The organism is Luteimonas saliphila, assembly GCF_016774335.1.
GTDB lineage: Bacteria > Pseudomonadota > Gammaproteobacteria > Xanthomonadales > Xanthomonadaceae > Luteimonas > Luteimonas saliphila.
This window is the reverse complement of the sequence record NZ_JAETWA010000042.1, coordinates 460,342-479,130: the sequence shown is the minus strand read 5'-3', so window position 1 is coordinate 479,130 and position 18,789 is coordinate 460,342. Positions and strand designations below refer to the sequence as shown.

14 protein-coding genes and 2 pseudogenes are annotated in these 18,789 nt (G+C 70.7%); 3 read left to right on the top strand and 13 right to left on the bottom strand.

Going from position 1 to position 18,789, the window contains the following annotated elements; all coding sequences use genetic code 11:
• Nucleotides 1-124 precede the first annotated feature (124 nt).
• The 3 genes and pseudogenes from JMO03_RS14655 to JMO03_RS21665 all read right to left on the bottom strand — a co-directional run.
• Entirely contained in the window at nucleotides 125-592 is a 468-nt protein-coding gene (locus JMO03_RS14655; RefSeq protein ID WP_202844457.1) for a chemotaxis protein CheW, read from the bottom strand.
• Complete coding sequence (locus JMO03_RS14650; RefSeq protein WP_202844456.1) at nucleotides 589-2,211, bottom strand: chemotaxis protein CheB; 1,623 nt, start codon at nucleotides 2,209-2,211, stop codon at nucleotides 589-591. The genes JMO03_RS14655 and JMO03_RS14650 overlap by 4 nt, the downstream gene beginning before the upstream one ends.
• Nucleotides 2,198-4,483 (bottom strand): annotated as a pseudogene (locus JMO03_RS21665) (response regulator); the annotation flags it as partial. The pseudogene JMO03_RS21665 and the gene JMO03_RS14650, both read right to left, overlap by 14 nt.
• 101 nt (nucleotides 4,484-4,584) lie before the next feature.
• Between JMO03_RS21665 and JMO03_RS21660 the strand changes: the two are divergent.
• Nucleotides 4,585-5,364, top strand: a complete 780-nt coding sequence (locus JMO03_RS21660; RefSeq protein WP_425491857.1) for a pentapeptide repeat-containing protein — start codon at nucleotides 4,585-4,587, stop codon at nucleotides 5,362-5,364.
• A gap of 730 nt (nucleotides 5,365-6,094) precedes the next feature.
• On the opposite strand, the pseudogene JMO03_RS21705 reads toward JMO03_RS21660, so the two are convergent.
• From JMO03_RS21705 to pilG, 5 genes and pseudogenes are all read right to left on the bottom strand, one after another.
• Nucleotides 6,095-8,002 (bottom strand): annotated as a pseudogene (locus tag JMO03_RS21705) (FimL-related protein); the annotation flags it as partial.
• Nucleotides 8,003-8,297: 295 nt separating this feature from the next.
• Nucleotides 8,298-10,319 (bottom strand): methyl-accepting chemotaxis protein, encoded by a 2,022-nt coding sequence (locus JMO03_RS14640; RefSeq protein ID WP_202844454.1) that lies wholly within the window; start codon nucleotides 10,317-10,319, stop codon nucleotides 8,298-8,300.
• A gap of 42 nt (nucleotides 10,320-10,361) precedes the next feature.
• A complete protein-coding gene (locus tag JMO03_RS14635) occupies nucleotides 10,362-10,901 on the bottom strand; it encodes a chemotaxis protein CheW (protein WP_202844453.1) in 540 nt (179 codons plus the stop codon).
• On the bottom strand, nucleotides 10,898-11,269 hold the full coding sequence (locus tag JMO03_RS14630; RefSeq protein ID WP_202844452.1) for a response regulator: 372 nt from the start codon (nucleotides 11,267-11,269) through the stop codon (nucleotides 10,898-10,900). Before JMO03_RS14630 ends, JMO03_RS14635 begins: the two co-directional genes overlap by 4 nt.
• A 12-nt stretch (nucleotides 11,270-11,281) precedes the next feature.
• Entirely contained in the window at nucleotides 11,282-11,683 is a 402-nt protein-coding gene (pilG, locus tag JMO03_RS14625; protein WP_149104800.1) for a twitching motility response regulator PilG, read from the bottom strand.
• Between the two features lie 185 nt (nucleotides 11,684-11,868).
• On the opposite strand from pilG, the gene gshB reads away from it, so the two are divergent.
• Both gshB and JMO03_RS14615 read left to right on the top strand, forming a co-directional pair.
• The gene (gshB, locus tag JMO03_RS14620; protein ID WP_202844451.1) at nucleotides 11,869-12,819 is read left to right on the top strand and encodes a glutathione synthase; all 951 of its coding nucleotides are present in this window, start codon (nucleotides 11,869-11,871) and stop codon (nucleotides 12,817-12,819) included.
• A gap of 22 nt (nucleotides 12,820-12,841) precedes the next feature.
• On the top strand, nucleotides 12,842-13,723 hold the full coding sequence (locus tag JMO03_RS14615) for an energy transducer TonB (protein ID WP_202844450.1): 882 nt from the start codon (nucleotides 12,842-12,844) through the stop codon (nucleotides 13,721-13,723).
• 253 nt (nucleotides 13,724-13,976) lie between these two features.
• Here the strand turns inward: JMO03_RS14615 and lepB are convergent, their stop codons facing one another.
• From lepB to JMO03_RS21200, 5 genes are all read right to left on the bottom strand, one after another.
• Nucleotides 13,977-14,615 (bottom strand): signal peptidase I, encoded by a 639-nt coding sequence (gene lepB, locus JMO03_RS14610; protein WP_202844449.1) that lies wholly within the window; start codon nucleotides 14,613-14,615, stop codon nucleotides 13,977-13,979.
• A gap of 49 nt (nucleotides 14,616-14,664) precedes the next feature.
• Nucleotides 14,665-15,360: a tRNA (adenosine(37)-N6)-threonylcarbamoyltransferase complex dimerization subunit type 1 TsaB gene (gene tsaB, locus JMO03_RS14605; protein WP_202844448.1), complete on the bottom strand. Its 696-nt coding sequence runs from the start codon at nucleotides 15,358-15,360 to the stop codon at nucleotides 14,665-14,667.
• Between the two features lie 725 nt (nucleotides 15,361-16,085).
• A complete protein-coding gene (locus JMO03_RS14600; protein WP_202844447.1) occupies nucleotides 16,086-16,631 on the bottom strand; it encodes a hypothetical protein in 546 nt (181 codons plus the stop codon).
• A 28-nt stretch (nucleotides 16,632-16,659) separates the two neighbouring features.
• Nucleotides 16,660-17,748 (bottom strand): alpha/beta hydrolase, encoded by a 1,089-nt coding sequence (locus JMO03_RS14595; protein ID WP_202844446.1) that lies wholly within the window; start codon nucleotides 17,746-17,748, stop codon nucleotides 16,660-16,662.
• A 63-nt stretch (nucleotides 17,749-17,811) separates the two neighbouring features.
• A partial coding sequence (locus JMO03_RS21200; RefSeq protein WP_238346185.1) for an ATP-dependent DNA helicase occupies nucleotides 17,812-18,789 on the bottom strand: 978 nt, incomplete at its 5' end.

The window sequence follows — 18,789 nt, the reverse complement described above, 5'->3', positions numbered from 1 at the left end:
CATCCGATCGAAGGCCCGGACCGGCGCGTCGTGCCGGTGCGCAGATGCGTCGATCAGCCGTATTCCGGCGGGCCTGGCCCGCCCTCCGCGACTTGCGGCGGGCCGATTGACGGGCCCGCGGAGCCTACGCCGCGAGCGCCTGCCGCAACGCCTGCTCGATCCCGTCGATGTCCGGGATCAGCGCGGGTTCGTCGTTGAAGACGACGTGGGCACGCACGCCGGTGCCGGCGGCATCACCGCCCTCGGCCGTCGCCAGGCGGTCGCGCGAGACCGTCACCAGGCGCGGGAAGCCCTTGGTCAGCAGGGCGAAGTACGGCATGGTCGCCTGTCCGCCCAGCGCCTTGAGCACGATCACCTTGTGCCCCAGCCCGCCCCGCTCCGCGCCCTGACCGCTCAGCGGCGCGAACGCGACCAGCGGCAGGCGCCAGCCGCGCCAGCGGATGGTGCCCAGCAGCCAGTCCGGCGCATTCTCGACCGGGTCGGGCTCGGCATAAGAGAGCACCTCGGAAATGGAGGCGTTCGGCAGCAGCAGGCGCGCCGCCTCGGTCTGGATCAGCACCGCGCGGACGTCCGTGGTGGTGGCCGTATTCATGGCAGCAGCATCCCGTTCGCATCAGGGTCGGGCCGGACCCCGGCGACGGGCCAGCGGTCCAGCAGCATCGCCGCCAGCGCGGCCGGTGTTCCATGCGGCGCACCCGCGGCGATCGCTGCCCGGGTGGCGGCCGGTTCGTAGCAACCTTCGTCCGGGGTCTGCCCGAGTACCAGGCCGCCGCTCCAGCGGTCGCCGGTGACGGCGGGCACCAGCGCGGCGTCGGCGCCGCTGAGGAACAGCACCGCACTGTCGTGAGCGGGCAGCACGGTCGCGGGCTCGAACGGCTCGGACGCCTCGAACGTCCAGGCCGACCCCGTCAGCCTGAGACCGAGGCCGGGCGGCACGAAGTAGACACTGCCCGGCTGCAGCGCCTGGCCCGCGTCGGCCACGGCCACCGGTGCCGATGTGGCGCGGGTCATCTGCTTGACCAGGCGGTCGTAGCGCCCGCCTTCCAGCGGCAACCGGATCAGGATCGGCTTCGAGAAGTCCGCCGGGATCGCCGCGAGCAACTGGCGCACGGCGTCCGGTCCACCGAGCCCGGCTTCGATCAGGACCGCGCCCCGCACCGGGCCGTGGCCGTAGCTGTCTGGATCGGCCAGCGACAGGCCGGTACCCAGCGCATCGAGGTCGAACGCCGGCGCCCGACCCGCCGGCGCGATGGAAGCGGCAGCGTCGTCTTCCACCAGGCTCAGGCCCGACGGCGCTGCCTGCGCCACCGGTGCTTCCGCGGGGGGATCCGCCGCGGGCATCTCCGCCGCGACTGCCGGCCCGCCGTCATCGTCCTCCGCGGGCGTCCGCGTTGCCTGCGCAGCGAGGAATTCCTCGATCCCCGCCGGCACGTCGCCGGCCCGGCCGGCACGGCTGAAGCGTTCGGGATCGTAGTCCAGGTCTTCGTCCGGCACGGCGGCATCCGTGCCGTCTCCGGAATGCCCGAGCAGCGCCAGGCCCAGGTCGGAATCCCCGGGCGTCGCGCCGTCATCGGCGGCGTCCTGCGCGTGCGCGGCGATCGGGGCGACGGGTTCCTCGCCGGCCAGGGGCCAGTCGCCCGCTACCTCGTCCGCGACCGGTGCGTGCGCCATTTCGTCGGACGCGGAGACGGCCGCGAGACCCGACAGGCCTTCCAGCCCGCTGTCGCTCGGCACCTCGTCGGCATGCTGCTGCGCCTCGTCGGTGAATGCGACGATCGCGTTCGCGAAATCCACCGGCGGCCTTGTCGGCGACAACGGACCCGGCGTCGGGTGCAGGTCTTCCTCCGCCTCCGCACCCGCGGGCAGTACGTCGTGGTGGCGGTGCAGTTTCGCCGTCAGATGGCGCAGCCAGCGCGCCGCGTCCCAGCCGGTGCGCTGCGCGGCCTGGTCGGCTTCCTCGAAGATCACCATGTAGCCCGGGTCGGCGAGCACGTCCGCATACAGCTCGATCGCATCCTCGATGGCGGGATCCAGCGCCACCAGGATCGCCTGCGGCGTCGCGTGCCGGATCTGCTCGGGATCGGCCTGCAGCGGGTCGGCCACCAGCACCACTTCGGCGCCGGCCTCGCGCAGCGCGCCGCTGATCCGCTCGCAGGCCTCGCCGGCGCGCGCCAGCAGGGCCACGCGCGGCGTGGCCTCAGTCGCGGCCATGCGGCACCTTCAGCAGTTCGTTGACGTTGCGCATCAACTCGGGCTCCTGGTAGGGCTTGCCGAGATAACGATCCACGCCGAGGTCGAACGCGCGCTGACGGTGCTTTTCGCCGGTCCTCGAGGTGATCATCATGATCAGCACGTCGCGCAGGCGCGGATCGGCCTTCATGTGCTTGGCCAGCTCGTAGCCGTCCATCCGCGGCATCTCGATGTCGAGCAGCATCAGGTCGGGCACGCGCTCGTCCATCCGCTCCAGCGCGTCGAGCCCGTCCTTGGCGGTGATCACCTCGAAGTTGTGCCGTTCCAGCACGCGGCCGGTGACCTTGCGCATGGTGACCGAGTCGTCGACCACCATCACCAGGGGCACCGGGCGTTGCTCGGCAAACGTTGCCGGTGCGGCCTCGCGCGGCAGCACCGCATGGCGGCGGGCCAGCGGTGCGACGTCGAGGATCACCACGACGCTGCCGTCGCCCATGATGGTCGCGCCGAAGATGCCCGGGATCGACGCCACCTGCGGCCCGACCGGCTTCACCACGATCTCGCGGCTGCCGATGATCTCGTCGACCGCCACCGCGGCGCGCAGTTCGCCCGAGCGGATCAGCAGCAGCGGCATCTGCAGGTGGCCTTCGGCCTTCGCCGCACCCTGCCCGACCAGCAGGCCGAGGTCGTGCAACGCATAGTCCTCGCCGCCGTAGCCGTACGCCGCCTCTTGCTTGCCGAGGCGATCGCGTTCGATCCGGCCGACGCCACGGACCGAGGCGATCGGCACCGCGAACTGGGTTTCGCCGATACGCACGAACACCGCCTGCGTGACCGCGAGCGTCTGCGGCAGGCGCAGGGTGAACGTGGTGCCCTGCTGGCGCCGGGTGTCGATGTCGAGCGAGCCGCCGAGCTGGCGGACTTCGCTGGCGACCACGTCCATGCCGACGCCACGGCCCGCCAGGCGGCTCACCTCGTCCGCAGTGGAGAACCCGGGCTCGAAGATCAGCGCATCCAGATCGCCGTCGGTGAGCGCCACACCCTCGCGGATCAGCCCGCGCTCCTCGGCGCGGCGCCGGATCGCGCCGCGATCCAGGCCGGACCCGTCGTCGCCCACCTCCAGCACGACTTCGGACCCTTCGCGGCGGACCGCGATGCGGACCGTGCCTTCCTCCGGCTTCTTCGCCTTGCGACGCGCCTCCGGTGATTCGATGCCGTGCGCCACCGCGTTGCGGAGCATGTGTTCCAGCGGCGCGGTCATGCGCTCGAGCACGTTGCGGTCGAGCTCGCCCTGGCTGCCATCCAGCCTGAGCTGGACCTGCTTGCCGGTATCCGACGCCGCCTGCCGCAACACGCGGCGCAGGCGCGGCACCAGCGCATCGAACGGCACCATGCGCGTGCGCATGAGGCCTTCCTGCAGCTCGGAGCTGACCCGCGACTGCTGCAGCAGCAGGGTTTCGTACTGGCGGGTCAGGTCGTCCAGCGTCTGCTGCAGGCTGGTCATGTCCGCCGCCGATTCGCCCAGCGCGCGCGAGAGCTGCTGCAGGGTCGAAAAGCGGTCTAGTTCGAGCGGATCGAACGTGACGTCGCCGGCGTCGCCCTCGCGCTGGAACCGGGCGATGATCTGCGCCTCGGTCTCGATGTCGAGGCGGCGCAGCTGGTCGCGCAGGCGCGCGTTGGTCTGCTCCATCTCGTTCATCGCGGCGCGGAACGCGCCCAGCTGCTGCTCCAGGCGTGCGCGATAGATCGCAACCTCGCCGGCGTAGTTGACCAGGCGGTCGAGCAGGTCGGCGCGGATGCGCACCTGTTCCTGCGGTGCGCGGATGGCGGCGTCCTCCTCGCCGCCGCCGTCGGTGATCGGCCCGGACAGCGGGGCCAGCTCCACCTTCGGCAGTTCGGGCGCAGCATCGGCAGCGACGTCTTCCTCCGACAGCAACGGGCGGCCGCGGGCGAGCGCATTGAAGGCATCGATCAGCGCCTGCGGCATGGCGATTGCACGCCGGTCGGCGATGCGCGTGACCATGGCGTGCAGGCGATCGAAGCCGCCCTCGAGCAGACCGATGCCGCTGCGGTCGAGCTCGCAGCGCTGTTCGACCACCGCCTCGAGCAGCGATTCCATCGCGTGGCCGAGTTCGCCGATGGTGAACACGCCGGCCATGCGCGCGCCGCCCTTGATCGTGTGCAGGTCTCGCTGCAGTCCGATCAGCGGCTCGCGTGCGTCCGGGGACTGCCGCAGTTGCGCCAGCAGCCCGTCCGCATGGTCGAGCAGGTCGCCGCTTTCCTCGATGAAGATGTCGAGCAGTTCGGTATCGATCCTGGACGTGTCGAACGCCTCGTCTGGATCGTCGTTGGCCAGCACGCGCGCGAGCAGCGCGGCCACGGCGGTATCGACCGGTGTATCCGTATCCGCGTCCGCTTCGTCCGCCGCAGGTGTCTCCGGTTCGGCGTCCGCCTGGGATTCGAGGCGCTCGGCTTCGTCACGTTCGGCTTCGAGGCGCCCGGCTTCGACAGCCTCCGTTCCGGGCGTCTCGGATTCGAGACGTTCCGCTTCGAGACGTTCCGCTTCGAGACGCTCGGCGTCGAGGCGCTCGGCTTCGAGGCGTTCGGCTTCGAGGCGTTCCGCTTCGACACGCTCGGCTTCGAGACGTTCGGACTCGTGACGCTCGGCTTCGAGACGCTCGGCTTCGAGACGTTCGGACTCGAGACGTTCGGACTCGAGACGTTCGGACTCGAGACGCTCGGCCTCGAGACGCTCGGCTTCGAGACGTTCGGCTTCGAGACGTTCGGCTTCGAGACGCTCGGACTCGAGACGCTCGGCTTCGAGACGCTCAGCTTCGAGACGCTCCGCTTCGACACGCTCGGCTTCGAGACGCTCGGCTTCGAGACGCTCGGACTCGAGACGCTCGGCTTCGAGACGTTCGGACTCGTGACGCTCGGCTTCGAGACGCTCGGCTTCGAGACGTTCGGCTTCGTGACGCTCGGCTTCGAGACGCTCGGCTTCGAGACGTTCGGCCTCGAGACGTTCGGCTTCGAGACGTTCGGCTTCGAGACGTTCGGCTTCGAGACGTTCGGCCTCGAGACGTTCGGCTTCGAGACGTTCGGCTTCGAGACGCTCGGCTTCCAGGCTTTCGGTCTCGGCATCGCCACCGCCTTCCGGAAGGCCTGCGTCGATGAGTCCGCCGTAGGCGCTCAGGTCTTCCGTGGTCAGCGCGACCTCGTCGGCCGGGACCGGCACCTCCGGGAACGAAGCGGCCTCTTCCAGGCCCTGCGCATCCACCAGCGCAGCCAGTCCACTGGACGCCTCGGGCAAGCTGTCGCGCAGGGCAGCGAGCCGGGACGCCAGCGCATCCTGGGTCGCGAGGGCGGGCGCCGCCTGCTTCAGCGTCTCGACGGTGTCGCGCACCACGCCCGACAGTTCCGCGAGCGCGGCAATACCTTCGGTCGTCGCGATCTCGTGCGAGGCCAGCAAGCGGCGCGCGTAGTGCTCCGCCGGCCCGAGCACGCTGTTGATGACCGGGACTTCGGTCATCGCGAACGCGCCGTTCATGGTGTGCAACGCCCGCAGCAGCGCATCGCTGCCCCGGGGATCGCCGTCACGCGCCCGCGCCAGCCATGCGTCGACCGTCTGCAGGTGTCCCTCGACCTCCGCGTCCAGGATCTCCAGCAACAGTGCGTCGATCTTCGCCGGGATGGTCGTCAGCCGCTCGCCGGCTTCGGCGAGTTCGACGCCGAGCCGCGTCGGCGCGTCCGCGGGCAGCGGCGCGGCGGGCGCCAAGACCTCGGGCGGCATGCCTTCATCGCCACCTGCGATCCGCTCGGCGGCCTCCTGCAGCGGCTGCAGGTCGGTCGTCAGGCTGCTGTCGCCGCGCAGCGCGGACTGCAGCTCGGGCAGCGTGTAGAACGCGCGATCGACCATCGCGATCACCGCCGGGCTCGGCGGACGCGATCCGTCGAGCACGCGGTTGAGCATGTTCTCGACCTTCCAGCTGAACTCTCCGAGCATGCGCGCACCGACCAGGCGCCCGCTGCCCTTCAGGGTATGGAATACGCGCCGGATCGGCCGCAGCTTTTCCATGTCCTGCGGCGCCGCGCGCCATTGCGGCAGCAGTCCGTCGAGATTGTCGATCTCCTCGGCGAACTCCTCGAGGAAGACCTCCCGGATCTCCTCGTCGATCTCCTCGCCGACGCTTTCGAACCCGCCGACGATCGGCCCGGTGGGCCGGACCGCCGTCTCGACGAGCGGCGCGGCGGCTTCAACCATCGTCGGCGACTCGACCGGCATCGGTTCGACCGGCGGAGCCTGCACGACGGCTGCCTGCGGCTTCTCACGCTGCTCGGGCAACGGCCAGTAGCCCAAGGACTCCAGGCTGTTGCGGGCGATGTCGAGGATCTCGTCGCGGTTGCCGCGCTGTTCGCGCAGCGCCTCGAGGTAGTACTCGAGGCTGGCGAGCGCGTCGGCCAGCGTGTCCAGCTGGCGGCCGTTGGGCACGCGCTGGCGGCTGATGAGTTCGTACTCGGTGTAGCGGCTGACCGCGAGCAGGTAATCGGCGGGCGCCGCCAGTTCCATCATCCGCAGCGCGCCCGACACCTCGTCGAGCAGGCGCGGCACCTCGGACAGCTGTTCGTGCTGCCAGCTGGTCTCGACGAAGGCCACCAGCGCCTGGCGCGCCTGAACGAAATTGGCGATCGCCTCGCGCACGATGGTGTCGACCACCTGCCGGGTTTCCCCGGCGAACAGTTCGTTCTCGGCGTCGCCGCCCGCCTGTTCGGCGGAACCCAGACGCGCCACCTGGTCGTCCAGGGTGGCGTCGACGTACAGCAGCGCGCCGGCGACATCGAGCAGCGCGTCCTCGTTCGCGGCGACTGTTCCGTCGAGGATCGCCTGCATCGCGTCGCGCTGCTGCTGCACCACCTTGCGCGCGACGCCGAGCCCGAGCATGCCGAGCGTATCGGCGACACGGGCCAGCGTTTCCGCGTGCGGCTGCAGCGAGGTCAGGTCGCTGGCGCCGGTGCGCAGGTGCAGGTCGAGCGCATCCTTGACGTGCAGCAGGTCGTCCTTCACCGCCGCGGACACGGTATCGAGCAGGGCGCGGTTGCGCCCGCTGATGCTGCCGCGCGCGTGTTCCAGCTCCGACTGCGTGGGCAGCGCCGCGTCGAGCTCGAAGACCCGCTTGAGCTCCTGCAGCGCGGCGTGGCCGCCGTCCTCGTGGTGGGCGACATGGTAGAGCAGTTGCCGCGTGGGCTCCTGCGCCGCCTCGCCGCGCACTTCGGCGAAGCCGTCGTTGTCGAGCAGGCTGCGACGTACCTCGCGTTCGACGCCGACGAACACCTTGCGCAGGCCCGGCGAAGCAGGCAGGGCGCCGTCCGCGAGCGCGCGGGCCACGTTCGAAGCGACCCACAGCATGCGTCGTACCGGCACCTGCCGCACCTGGGGCAGCAGCGCGTCGACCGCCAGCGCCAGCGAAGCCGGGGCGCCGCCGTCCTGCCAATCGGAGACGGCCTGACGCAGCGCCTCCAGCAGCGGCTGGACATCGTCGTTCGATGCGGGGGCTTCCGCCCCGCCCGGGATCGCACCGGGCAGCGGACGCTCCAGGTCGGGCGAGAACAGCACGCTCTCGCTGAGCCCGCTCTCGCCGCGCGCGGCGCGCAGTTCGTTGAGCAGCGGCAGCAGCACGATCGGGATGTCGCGGTGGCCGCTCTGCAGGCGCTCGAGGTAATCCGGGAGCAGCACGATCCCGCGCAGCAGCGTGCTGCAGGCGGCGTCCCGTTCGGCGATCGTGCCGGCGTGCAGCGCCTGCGCGACCTGCTCCATCTCCTCGGCCACCATCGCCGGGGCATACAGCTCGACCATGCGCAGCGTGCCCTGCACCTGGTGCAGGTAGCCCGCGCACAGCCGCATCCGGCCGACGTCGGCGGAATCCTCGACGTAGTCCTCGAGTTCGGCCTTCGCCAGGCGCAGCGTTTCGTCGAGCTCGGGCTTGATCCAGCCGAGCGCGGTGTGTTCGAGGGCTTCGCGCAGCGCTGTCATCGCCCGCCCCCGCTCGTGCCGGCGTGCATCCGCCTGCGACAGGTCGTCGTCGCGTTCATCCGGGTCCCGGGCTCCGTGCTCAGGCCGGCAGCTTGAAGTCGGCGACCGAACGACGCAGGTTGGCGGCCAGCTGCGCGAGGTTTCCGATCGACTGCGCCGTCTGGTTCGCGCCCTGCGAGGTCTGCGCGGTGATCGACTGGATCGTGTTCATGGTCTCGGTGATGTTGGTCGCCGCCGCCGACTGCTGCTTGGCTGCCGTGGAGATGCCGAGAATCAGGCCGGCGAGGTTGCTCGACACGTTCTCGATCTCGCCCAGCGCGGTACCGGCGTCCTCCGCCAGGCGTGCACCGGCCACCACTTCCGAGGTCGTCTGTTCCATCGAGCTGACCGCCTCGTTGGTGTCCGACTGGATGGTCTGCACCAGCGTCTCGATGCGCTTGGTCGCGTTGGACGCGCGTTCGGCCAGTCGCTGCACTTCGTCGGCCACCACCGCGAAGCCGCGGCCCGCCTCGCCGGCGGACGCCGCCTGGATGGCTGCGTTGAGCGCGAGGATGTTGGTCTGCTCGGAGATGTCGTTGATCAGTTCCACGATCGAGCCGATTTCCTGCGAGCTTTCGCCCAGGCGCTTGATGCGCTTGGAGGTCTCCTGGATCTGGTCGCGGATCGAGTCCATGCCGGCGATCGTCTCGCGCACCACGCCCGCGCCCTTGGTCGCGATCTGCACCGAGCGCTGCGCCACGTCCGCCGATTCGGCGGAGTTCTTCGAGACCTGGTCGATGCTCGAGGCGATCTCGTTGATGCGGCTGGAGGCGGAGTTGATCTCCTGCGCCTGGTGCTCGGCGGCCTCGGCCAGGTGCATGGCGGTGGCCTGCGTCTCCTGCGCGCTCGATGCCACCTGCGCCGAGGTGTCGTTGATCGTGCCCACCAGGTCGCGCAGGTTCTCGACCGCGAAGTTGATCGAGTCGGCGATGGCGCCGGTCATGTCCTCGGTCACGGTCGCCTTCACCGTCAGGTCGTTCTCGGCGAGCGCGCCGATCTCGTCCAGCAGGCGCATGATCGCCTCCTGGTTGCGGTTGTTGAGCTCCATGGTGTCTTCGTAGCGCTTGCGCTGCGCGCGGTTGAGCGACCAGAGCAGGCCGGCCAGCGAGACCAGCGCGAGCAGGCCGCTGATGATGCTGATCCAGACGTTGCCCAGGACGCTGGTGTCCTTGAGCGAGCCGAAGGCGGTGAACGCTGAGAACAGGTCCTGGCTGTCGGACAGCAGCTTGTCCGAGCCGGTGGTCAGCGCGGCCGAGGCGGCCTGCGCCTGGAACAGCGCCGGCGCGCTGGCGATGATCGCGTCCAGGTCCTGCTTCATCGCGGTCCAGCGCGTGCCGGCCTGGGTCAGCGCCGCGACCGCGCCGCCGTTGGTCAGCGGCTGCACGTTCATCGCCTCGTCGCCCGCGCGCAGGCCTTCGAGCACCTGCTCGAACACGCCGACGTCGCGCGCCAGGGCGTCGCCCGCGATCGAGGCGCCTGCGCCGCCCGCCTGGATCTCCGCGACGCGGCGCGCCATGTTGCCCGCGAGCACGTTCTGGCGCAGGGCGATGTAGACCTGCGAGGCGGGCGAACCGCTCGAGGACATCGCGCGCACCAGTTCGTCGAGCTGCGCCTGCAGTTGCGGTACCGCCTGGTTGAAGCGGGTGGCGTTCGCGGCGAAGCCGCTCACCGCCTGCTCGCTCGCGGCGACCTGCTCGGCGCTGGCGGCCAGCGGCGTCCAGGTGGCGGTGACCGTCTGGATCGGGCCGGCCACGCCGGCCGTTTCGCCGAAGTTGGCGTTGAGCTGCTGCACGTCGCGGTCGATCTGCGCCTTGGTTTCCTTGAACGCCCCGAACGAGTCGGCGTCGCCGGCCACCGCTTCCCGGCCCTGGTTGGCCAGCCGCTGCGAGTTCACCTGCAGGCTCGAGGCCGCGGTGCTCGCGCCGCCCAGGCGTGCCGCCTTCCAGCCGGCGTAGCCGGTGTTGGCGCCGAAGATCACGAGCGTGGCGACCAGCGCCGCGATCCAGAAATTGCTCCCCAGTCCGCGCCCCTTGCCGGCGATCGTATCGACTACTGTGCTCATGCGCTTACCCCTGCCCCTGCTTTGTCTTGCTGGACGCGACCGTCAGGCCGCGGCTTGTCTGAATTCCGGTGTCCGTGCCAGCCGGCTCAGGCTGAACACGCCCCATGTCTGGTCGGCGAGGCGATAGGCCCGTTCGACGAAGTGCGCGTAGCGCCCTTCGGCGACCCCATCGGGCTCCACCTGCTGTTCGTCGTGGAAGCTGCGCTGGCCGAAGAGTTCGTCGATGGTCACCGCGACGTCGCCGTCGGGCTGACGCACGATCAGCACCCGCTGGGTCTCGTGCAGCACCGTACGCTCGCCCTCGAGGAACTGCTTGAGATCGACGATGGGCAGCAGGTTGCCGCGGACGTTGCCTACGCCGAGCATCCACGCCTGCGCCCCCGGCACGGGCGTGACCGGCGGCATCGGCACGATTTCCAGCACGTCGTCGAATGCGGAGGCGAGGCGGCGCTCGCCGAGGCGGTAGCCGATGCCGCGCCACAGGCCAGGCGCGTCGAACTGCTCCGGCAGGCCCGCGACGTGCGCGAGGCTGCGCTGCTCGAACTCGAGCAGCATCGCGAACGGGTCGCGATGCTGGGTCATCCCGCCGCCCCCAGCAGCCGGTCGATCTCGCCGATGAGCACCTCTTCCCGCGGTGGCTTGACCAGGTAGCCCTTGGCGCCCTGGCGCATGCCCCAGGCCTGGTCCGTCTCCATGCCCTTGGTGCTCACGATCAGCACCGGGATGTGCTTGGTGTCGGCGTCGCGTCCCAGCGCACGCGTGGCCTGGAAGCCGTTCATGCCCGGGAGCACGACGTCCATCAGCACCAGGGCGGGCTTCTCACGCTTGCACACCTCGATGCCGTCCTCGGCGCTGGTCGATGCCAGCACCTCGTGGCCATGGCGTTCGAGCAGCTGGGTGAGCACCGCCGTGTCGGTCGGCGAGTCCTCGATGATCAGGATACGGGCCACGGCGACTCCCCTTTACGCCTTGACATGGGTACGGATCGCGTCGAGGAGTTCCTCGCGCGTGAATGGCTTGGTGACGTACTGCTCGGAGCCGACGATGCGGCCGCGCGCCTTGTCGAACAGGCCGTCCTTGGAGGACAGCATGATCACCGGCGTGCTCTTGAACATCTGGTTGTTCTTGATCAGCGCGCAGGTCTGGTAGCCGTCCAGGCGCGGCATCATGATGTCCACGAAGATGATCTGCGGTTTCTGGTCGGCGATCTTGGCGAGCGCCTCGAAGCCGTCGACGGCGGTCACCACCTCGGCGCCCTCGCGCTTGAGCAGGGTCTCGGCGGTGCGGCGGATGGTCTTCGAGTCGTCGATCACCATCACCCGCAGCCCATCGAGACTGGCGGCGCGGCTGTCGTCTTGGGTCATTTCTTCGGTTCCCCCGGCACGCAATGCAGGGCCGATGCCCGCATTGCCGCGATCGCCGTATATTCCAGCCTCGTGCGGCACTGTCAAGCGTCCATGAAGAAGTTTGCGCAAGTCGTGGCCGCCACGGACGAAAGTGACGTACGCCGGCTGCTAACATTTGTCAGAAAGTGCCACTGGTGGTTCACATGCCCCTGAATGTCGTGGTCGTCATGGATCCGATCGAGTCGATCCGGATCGCCAAGGATTCGACCTTCGCGATGCTGCTGGAAGCGCAGCGGCGCGGCCATGCGCTGCACTACGTGCTGCCGGGCGGGCTTGGCATGGATCATGGCGTGGCGCGGGCGCGGCTGGCGCCGCTGCGCGTGCGCGACGATCCGGCAGGCTGGTTCGAACTGGGACAACCGTCACAGCGTGCGCTGGAGGCGGGCGACCTCGTGCTGATGCGTCGCGACCCGCCGGTGGACGCGGATTATCTGCACGACACCCTGATCCTGGGGGCCGCGCAGCGTCAGGGCGCGCAGGTGGTCAACGATCCGCGCGGCCTGCGCGACATGAACGAGAAACTCGCCGCACTCGAGTTCCCGCAGTGCTGCCCGCCCACGGTGGTGGCGCGCGACGCCGCCACGCTCAAGGCCTTCGTCGCCGAACACGGCGACGCGGTGCTCAAGCCGCTGGACGGGATGGGCGGGCGTTCGATCTTCCGTGCCAGGGCGGGCGACGCCAACCTCAACGTGATCCTGGAAACGCTGACCGACGGCGGCCGCCACCTGGCGATGGCGCAACGCTACCTGCCCGAGATCGTCGACGGCGACAAGCGCATCCTGCTGATCGACGGCGAGCCGGTGGACTGGTGCCTGGCGCGGATCCCGCAGGGCGACGAGTTCCGCGGCAACCTCGCCGCCGGCGGCCGCGGCGAAGGCCGGCCGCTGAGCGAGCGCGACCGCTGGATCGCCGGCCAGGTCGGTCCGGAGGTGCAACGGCGCGGCATGCGCTTCGTCGGCCTCGACGTGATCGGCGACTGGCTGACCGAGGTCAACGTCACCAGCCCGACCTGCATCCGCGAGCTCGATGCGCAGTTCGGGATCAACATCGCGGGCATGCTGTTCGACGCGATCGAAGCCGGCCCCGACCGATGAGCGCCGGTCGCTGAGCCGCACGATGTCCACCCTCGCCCTGCCCCCCGCCCCGCCGCGCATCGGCGAACGCGAACGCCTCAGCGCCACCCTGGTGCTGTCGCTGCTGCTGCACGGGATGCTGGTGCTGGGCGTGGGCTTCGCCCTGGACGACGCGGCGCCGCTGCTGCCGACGCTGGACGTGATCCTGACCGAAACCACCAGCCCGCTGACGCAGAAGCAGGCGGATTTCCTCGCCCAGGCCAGCAACCAGGGCGGTGGCGAGCACGAGCGCAGCACCCGCCCACGCGACGACCAGGCCGGGCTGGTGGCGCAGGCCGAACCGGGCGTGGCGCCGATCGAGATGCGCGCGCAGTCGCCCAGCGCGCAGCCGCCCCCGCAGGCGCGGGTGGTCGCCAGCCAGCGCGGCGAGGTGCCGCTGCCCACACCCGACGCCCGACCGCAGGCCGACGAAAGCGCCCTGCCACACGGGTCCGAGAAGGTGGAACGCGACCTGGCGATGGCGCGGCTGGCGGCCGAGATCCACCTGCGCTCGGAACGCTACGCCAAGCGGCCGAAACGCAAGTTCGTCTCCGCCAGCACCCAGGAATGGGCCTATGCCAGCTACCTGCGCGACTGGGTCGACCGGGTGCAGCGCGTGGGCAACCTCAACTACCCCGACGAGGCGCGCCGGCGCCGTCTGTCCGGCGAACTGGTGATCAGCGTGGCGATCCGCCGCGACGGGTCGGTCGAGCGCGCCGACATCATCCGCTCCAGCGGCAGCCGGCTGCTCGACGACGCCGCGCTGCGCATCGCCAGGCTGGCCGAGCCCTATTCGCCGTTGCCACGCACCGAGGAGGAGATCGACATCCTCCACGTCACCCGCACCTGGCAGTTCCTGCCGGGCGGGGAACTGATCGACGATTGAGTGGCCACGCGGGGGTGCGGACGCGGGCCGAGAGGACGCGCCCTGCGGGCGCACACGGTGACGGATGGCGGACCGGGGCCTGCCCTACGCCGGTGCTGGCGCCCACAGGGACGACCGGCATGACCGGCAGCCGCGGTGGCGACTGGCACGACCACGGGTATGCGGTGACGACTGGCATGACCACGGAGGCACGCGGAGCTGCCCGGCATTGCGGGCGTCCACGGTGACACGAATGGGCGGGCCAGGGCCCGCCCTACAGCCGCTGCCAGAGCGGGCCTTCGCCGCGGCGCCAGTACACGCCGAGCGCCTTGCCGTAGAACGCCTGCCGCGGGACCAGGCCGAAGTAGCGTCCGTCGGCGCTGCGTCCCCGGTGGTCGCCCAGGACCAGCACCATGTCATCGGGGATGGTGAACGGCGCGATGTCCGGTCCGCCGCCGTCGGCCAGGTCGAGCCGCACGAGGCGGTCGCCGAAGCGCTCGGCGTCGGCCGAGCCGTCGGGCTGGATCGGCTGGCCGTCGATGCGCAGGCGCCCGTCCACCAGCGCCACGCGCTGGCCGCCCACGGCGACCACGCGCTTGATCAGCCGGGTGCCGTCCGCCGGCGAGCGGAACAAGACCACCTCGCCGGGCAGGGGCTCGCCGCGCGCCAACAGCTCGATCGCGGTGAACGGCACGCGCAGGCCGTACGCGCTCATGTCGACGACCACCCGGTCGCCCGGCAGCAGGGTCGGCTCCATCGAGCCGCTGGGCACGTGGTAGTGGTTGGCGAACGACGAGCGCGCGACCACCAGCAGCGCGATCGTCAGCAGCAGCGGCGGCAGTTCGCGGCGCAGCCAGCCGCGCGCCCGGTCGCCGCCTTCGAGGTGACGCGTGTGTGCATCCGCCATGGCCATCTCCCGTGTGGTCTGCGCTGGACCGCGCCCGGCGGCGATTGGTTCCCGCTCAGGCGCGGGCGGCGCGCTGTGCCTGCTGCTGCACCAGGGTCAGCGCCACGTCGTCGCGCAGGTAGGCCGGCTGCAGGCGCTCCGGCGCGATCGCCTCGCCGCGCGCGAACGCCCGCGCCCCCAGGCGCGCGACATCGGCCGCGTGCGGCAAGGCCGTTCCGTCCACCGATGCCAGCGCCCCGGCCAGGCGCGTGCGCAAGGCCCCCTCGGCCGCGTCGAAGCCGGTGCCGACGCCCTGCCAGCCATCGTCGTCCGGCAGGTCGGCCTGGTCCGGCCGCACCACGGTTTCCGTGCCGAGCGCCTGCAACCCGCCGTCCACGCGCACGAACGCGCCGAGGTAGACCTCGCCCATGCGCGCATCGATCGCCGCGAGCACTCGATCGCCATCCGCGCGCGCGGCCAGCGCCGCCAGCGTCGACACCCCGACGACGGGGCGATCCAGCGCCAGCGCGATGCCCTGCGCCAGCGCCACCGCCAGGCGCACCCCGGTGAACGCGCCGGGACCGCGGCCCACCGCGATCGCGTCGAGCTGCGATTTCGCCACGCCGGCCTGCGCCAGCAGCTCGCCGGCCCAGGGCAAGGCCAGTTCGGCATGGCGCCGCGGCGCGATCTCGAAGCGCTCGATCACCGCGTCGTCCACCAGCACGGCGACGGAACAGGCTTCGGTGGCGGTCTCGAAGGCGAGCAGTCTCATCTGGTCATGGTAGCGGGCCCACCGACGCGCCGTGGCTGCGCCTCCGCCCTCGGGGGGGCCGTCTGGACAAAATTTGTCCATCGAGCGGGAAAACAGGCCGGGTCGCCGGGAAAGAAGCCGCCGCGCCGGGTCAGGAAGCCCGCGCACAGGCAAAATTGTCCGCACGCGGGCATCGGAAGTCGGAGCGCCGGCAAATTCTGCCTGAGCGCGGACTTCGACAGCCGGAACACCGACGAGATTTGCCGGGACGCGAACCTCGGAAGCTGGAGCACTGGCAAGATTTGTCGGAGCGCGGACCTCAAGCGCTCGCGGCCTCCCAAAGCGGAAGCGCCGGCAGACGCTGACCGAAACGTGCTTCGAGGGCGGAGCCGCCGGCAAGCTCGTGGCTGCTCCCTGCCGAGAAAAACTGTTCCGCGATGGCGGGTCCGCTTCGGGACTTCGGAAGGACGTCGCGCCCCGGCGGCGCCCGGGAGTCGCTCTCTGCTCGGTCAGGGCCACTGCGTGGCAGTGCAGCGCACGCGGCCTGCGCGCACCCATGGTTGACTCGCCGCTGCGGCACCTACGTGCACTGCTTTCCGCAAGCCCGATCCGGAATGCCCATCGGTCCTTTACTTGCGCGGCTTCGATGGACCTGGCCACCGGGCCACCGCAGCCAGAGCAACGACGCGGCGTCCAGCCGAAGTCCTGACCGCGACTTCTCCCTTGCGACAGTTCAGCCGCGTGGCTCAGATCGCGGGCGCCTGCAGCGCGCCGAACGCGACCTGGCCCTCGGGCGACTGGAAGCACGGGGTGTTGAAGAACGCCGCGAGATACGCGTCGGGCGCCGGCTTGAAGCCCGAGTCGAGGGTGTAGGTATTGCCGCTGGCGGGGTCGGTGGCGGTGAGGTTGACCCCGCCGCTGTCGAGCTTGCGGAAGCGGGTGATCTCCCAGCCCTGCGCCTGCCAGCGCGCGTGCGCGGCCTCGATCTGGGCGGCGATGTCGTTGCCGGGGGCCAGCCCGCGCAGGCCCACCCAGATGTAGAACAGGTCGTCCCGGGTCTCGCCCTGCGCGCCCTCGCAGCGGTTGGCACGCACTTCGAACGACTCGCGCTGCACCGACAGCCCGGCCAGCACGTCCTCCACCTGCGGCAGGAATTCGGTGACGGCCTGGTGCGGGGTTCGCGTCTGCATGGTGTCGGGATCCTCGGCGCCGGCGCATCCGGCGAACAGCAGGCACGCGAGCGTGCCGGCGATGGGGAGACGCCGGGGCCTGTTGTCGCGTGGGGTCTCCATGCCCGACAGCATAGCGCCGGGCGGCGGATCAGCCGAAACGGCGGCCGACCGTATCCACCTGGTCGTAGTTGCCGGTCAGGATGTAGGCCTGGTTGCGCAGCGATTCGGTGCCGGGCTTCCAGTAGTCGCTGTGCCCGGACGCGCCCTCGGTGGTGATGCGCTGGCCGCCGAAGCTCCAGTCGACCGGGCTGTTGCCGTGCACCTCGGTGTAGCTCACGACATCGTCGCTGGCGGCGCCGGCCCAGAAGTGGTCGGCATCGATGTGCATGTCGCTGACGTCGTCGACCAGCGGACTGTCGATCCGGAAGGGGCCCCAGCCCGGGCGGCGTTCCTCGGCTTCGTAGCCCATGCCAGGGCTGCCCATGGCGATGATGTCGTCGACCGCCAGGCCTTCTCCGGCCATGGCGTCGGCGGTGCCGACCACGGTGGATCCGTAGGAATGGCCGATGACGGTCACGCGCGCTTCCGGCCCCTGGTGCGCTTCGCGCAGGCCGAAGGTGAAGTCGCGCAGCGCCGGCGCGCCGTCGTTGGCGTAGCCGGCCAGTACCGCCGCCGGGATGTGGTCGGGCGCGTCGTAGCCGAGCCAGACGATGGTGGAAGTCTCGCCCGAACCGGGAATGGTTTCCGCCTGCGCCTGCAGGTCGGCCATGCGGTCGATGTTGCCGCCGAGGCTGCCGACGTCGGTCCCCGTGCCGGGCACGAAGATCGCGACGTTGTCGGCGGTGTCGGGATTGCTGATCGCAACGATCGCGCGCGCGTCGGATCCGCCGTCCTTCGGATCGAACCCGAGCAACAGCAGGCGATCGGACGCCGGTCCGGACTGCGAGGCCTCGATGCGGTCGAGCAGCGCCTGCGAAGCCTGGCGGTCCTCGCCATGCTCGGCATCGTGCCGCAGGACGGCCAGGTTCGCCTCGTGCCGCACCTCGGCGGGCAGGCCATCCATGTCGCCGAGCTGCGAACCGTAACTGGAGAGGTAGTTCGACTGCTCCTGGGCCGACAGCCCGCTCCACCACTGCGCATTCTCCTGCGCACTGCCGGCGGGCGGCGCCCCTGCGGGGCAGGCGGCCGGTGGCGGCAGGTCGAGCTGGGTCGAAACCGATCCGATGGTGAGGCTCATCAAGGGCTCCGAACGCAGGTCGACGATGATCGAAGCCTGCCGGCTGCCGGCTGCCCGGGCCAGCTAGGGCGTACCCTTGCCCTCGCCTGCCACGCCCTCGCCTGCCACGCCCTCGCCTGCCACGTCCACAACCGCCACGGCCAGCGCGTGGTCCGCGGCCGGCACCGGGTTCTGGGGGAAGAACGCCTGCACGTCGCGCACGTCGCGCGTGCTCGTGAACGGCGGCAGCGAATCGAGGAACAGCGCGCCGTAGGATTTCTGGGTCAGCCGCGGGTCGCACAGCACCAGCACGCCGCGATCGGTCTCGGTGCGGATCAGGCGGCCCACGCCCTGCTTGAGCGCGATCACCGCCTGCGGCAATTGCTCGTCGCGGAAGGGATTGCCGCCGGCACGGCGGATCGCGTCGAGCCGCGCCTCGAACACCGGATCGTCGGGCGCCGCGAACGGCAGCTTGTCCACCACCACCACGCTCAGCGCCGCGCCGGCCACGTCGACGCCCTCGCGGAAACTCGCCGCCCCCAGCAGCACGCCGTTGCCCGACTCGCGGAAGCGCTGCAGCAGCACGTGGCGCGGCGCCTCGCCCTGGACGAACAAGGGCCACTCGCCCTCCTCGCGCAGCAGCTCGGCCGCCTCGCGCAGGGCGCGGTGCGAGGCGAACAGCACGAAGGCGCGGCCGCCGGAAGCCTGCAGCACCGGGCGGATGCTTTCGATCACGGCCCAGGTGTAGTCGCGGTCGGCCGGCTGCGGCATGCGCGTGGGCAGGTAGCACAGCGCCTGCGAGGGCCAGTGGAACGGGCTGGGAACGAGCAGCGTCGTGGGCTGCTCCAGCCCGAGCCGGGTGGCGATGTGGGCGAAGGAGTCGTCCACCGCGAGCGTGGCGGAGGTGAAGATCCAGGCGGCGCGCGACTGTTCGCGATGCGTACGCAGCGGCCCGGATACGTCCAGCGGCGTGCGCTGCAGGCGGAAACCGCGCGGCGAGAGTTCGTACCAGCGCACGTCGTCATCAGGGGACCCGGGGTCGAAACCGGGGTCGGAGTCGAC

What these genes read in the sequence shown, in the direction of transcription:
- JMO03_RS14655 (WP_202844457.1), bottom strand. Translation starts at nt 592, where the DNA reads ATGAATACGGCCACCACCACGGACGTCCGCGCGGTGCTGATCCAGACC.
- JMO03_RS14650 (WP_202844456.1), bottom strand. Translation starts at nt 2,211, where the DNA reads ATGGCCGCGACTGAGGCCACGCCGCGCGTGGCCCTGCTGGCGCGCGCC.
- JMO03_RS14640 (WP_202844454.1), bottom strand. Translation starts at nt 10,319, where the DNA reads ATGAGCACAGTAGTCGATACGATCGCCGGCAAGGGGCGCGGACTGGGG.
- JMO03_RS14635 (WP_202844453.1), bottom strand. Translation starts at nt 10,901, where the DNA reads ATGACCCAGCATCGCGACCCGTTCGCGATGCTGCTCGAGTTCGAGCAG.
- pilG (WP_149104800.1), bottom strand. Translation starts at nt 11,683, where the DNA reads ATGACCCAAGACGACAGCCGCGCCGCCAGTCTCGATGGGCTGCGGGTG.
- gshB (WP_202844451.1), top strand. Translation starts at nt 11,869, where the DNA reads ATGCCCCTGAATGTCGTGGTCGTCATGGATCCGATCGAGTCGATCCGG.
- JMO03_RS14615 (WP_202844450.1), top strand. Translation starts at nt 12,842, where the DNA reads ATGTCCACCCTCGCCCTGCCCCCCGCCCCGCCGCGCATCGGCGAACGC.
- lepB (WP_202844449.1), bottom strand. Translation starts at nt 14,615, where the DNA reads ATGGCCATGGCGGATGCACACACGCGTCACCTCGAAGGCGGCGACCGG.
- tsaB (WP_202844448.1), bottom strand. Translation starts at nt 15,360, where the DNA reads ATGAGACTGCTCGCCTTCGAGACCGCCACCGAAGCCTGTTCCGTCGCC.
- JMO03_RS14600 (WP_202844447.1), bottom strand. Translation starts at nt 16,631, where the DNA reads ATGGAGACCCCACGCGACAACAGGCCCCGGCGTCTCCCCATCGCCGGC.
- JMO03_RS14595 (WP_202844446.1), bottom strand. Translation starts at nt 17,748, where the DNA reads ATGAGCCTCACCATCGGATCGGTTTCGACCCAGCTCGACCTGCCGCCA.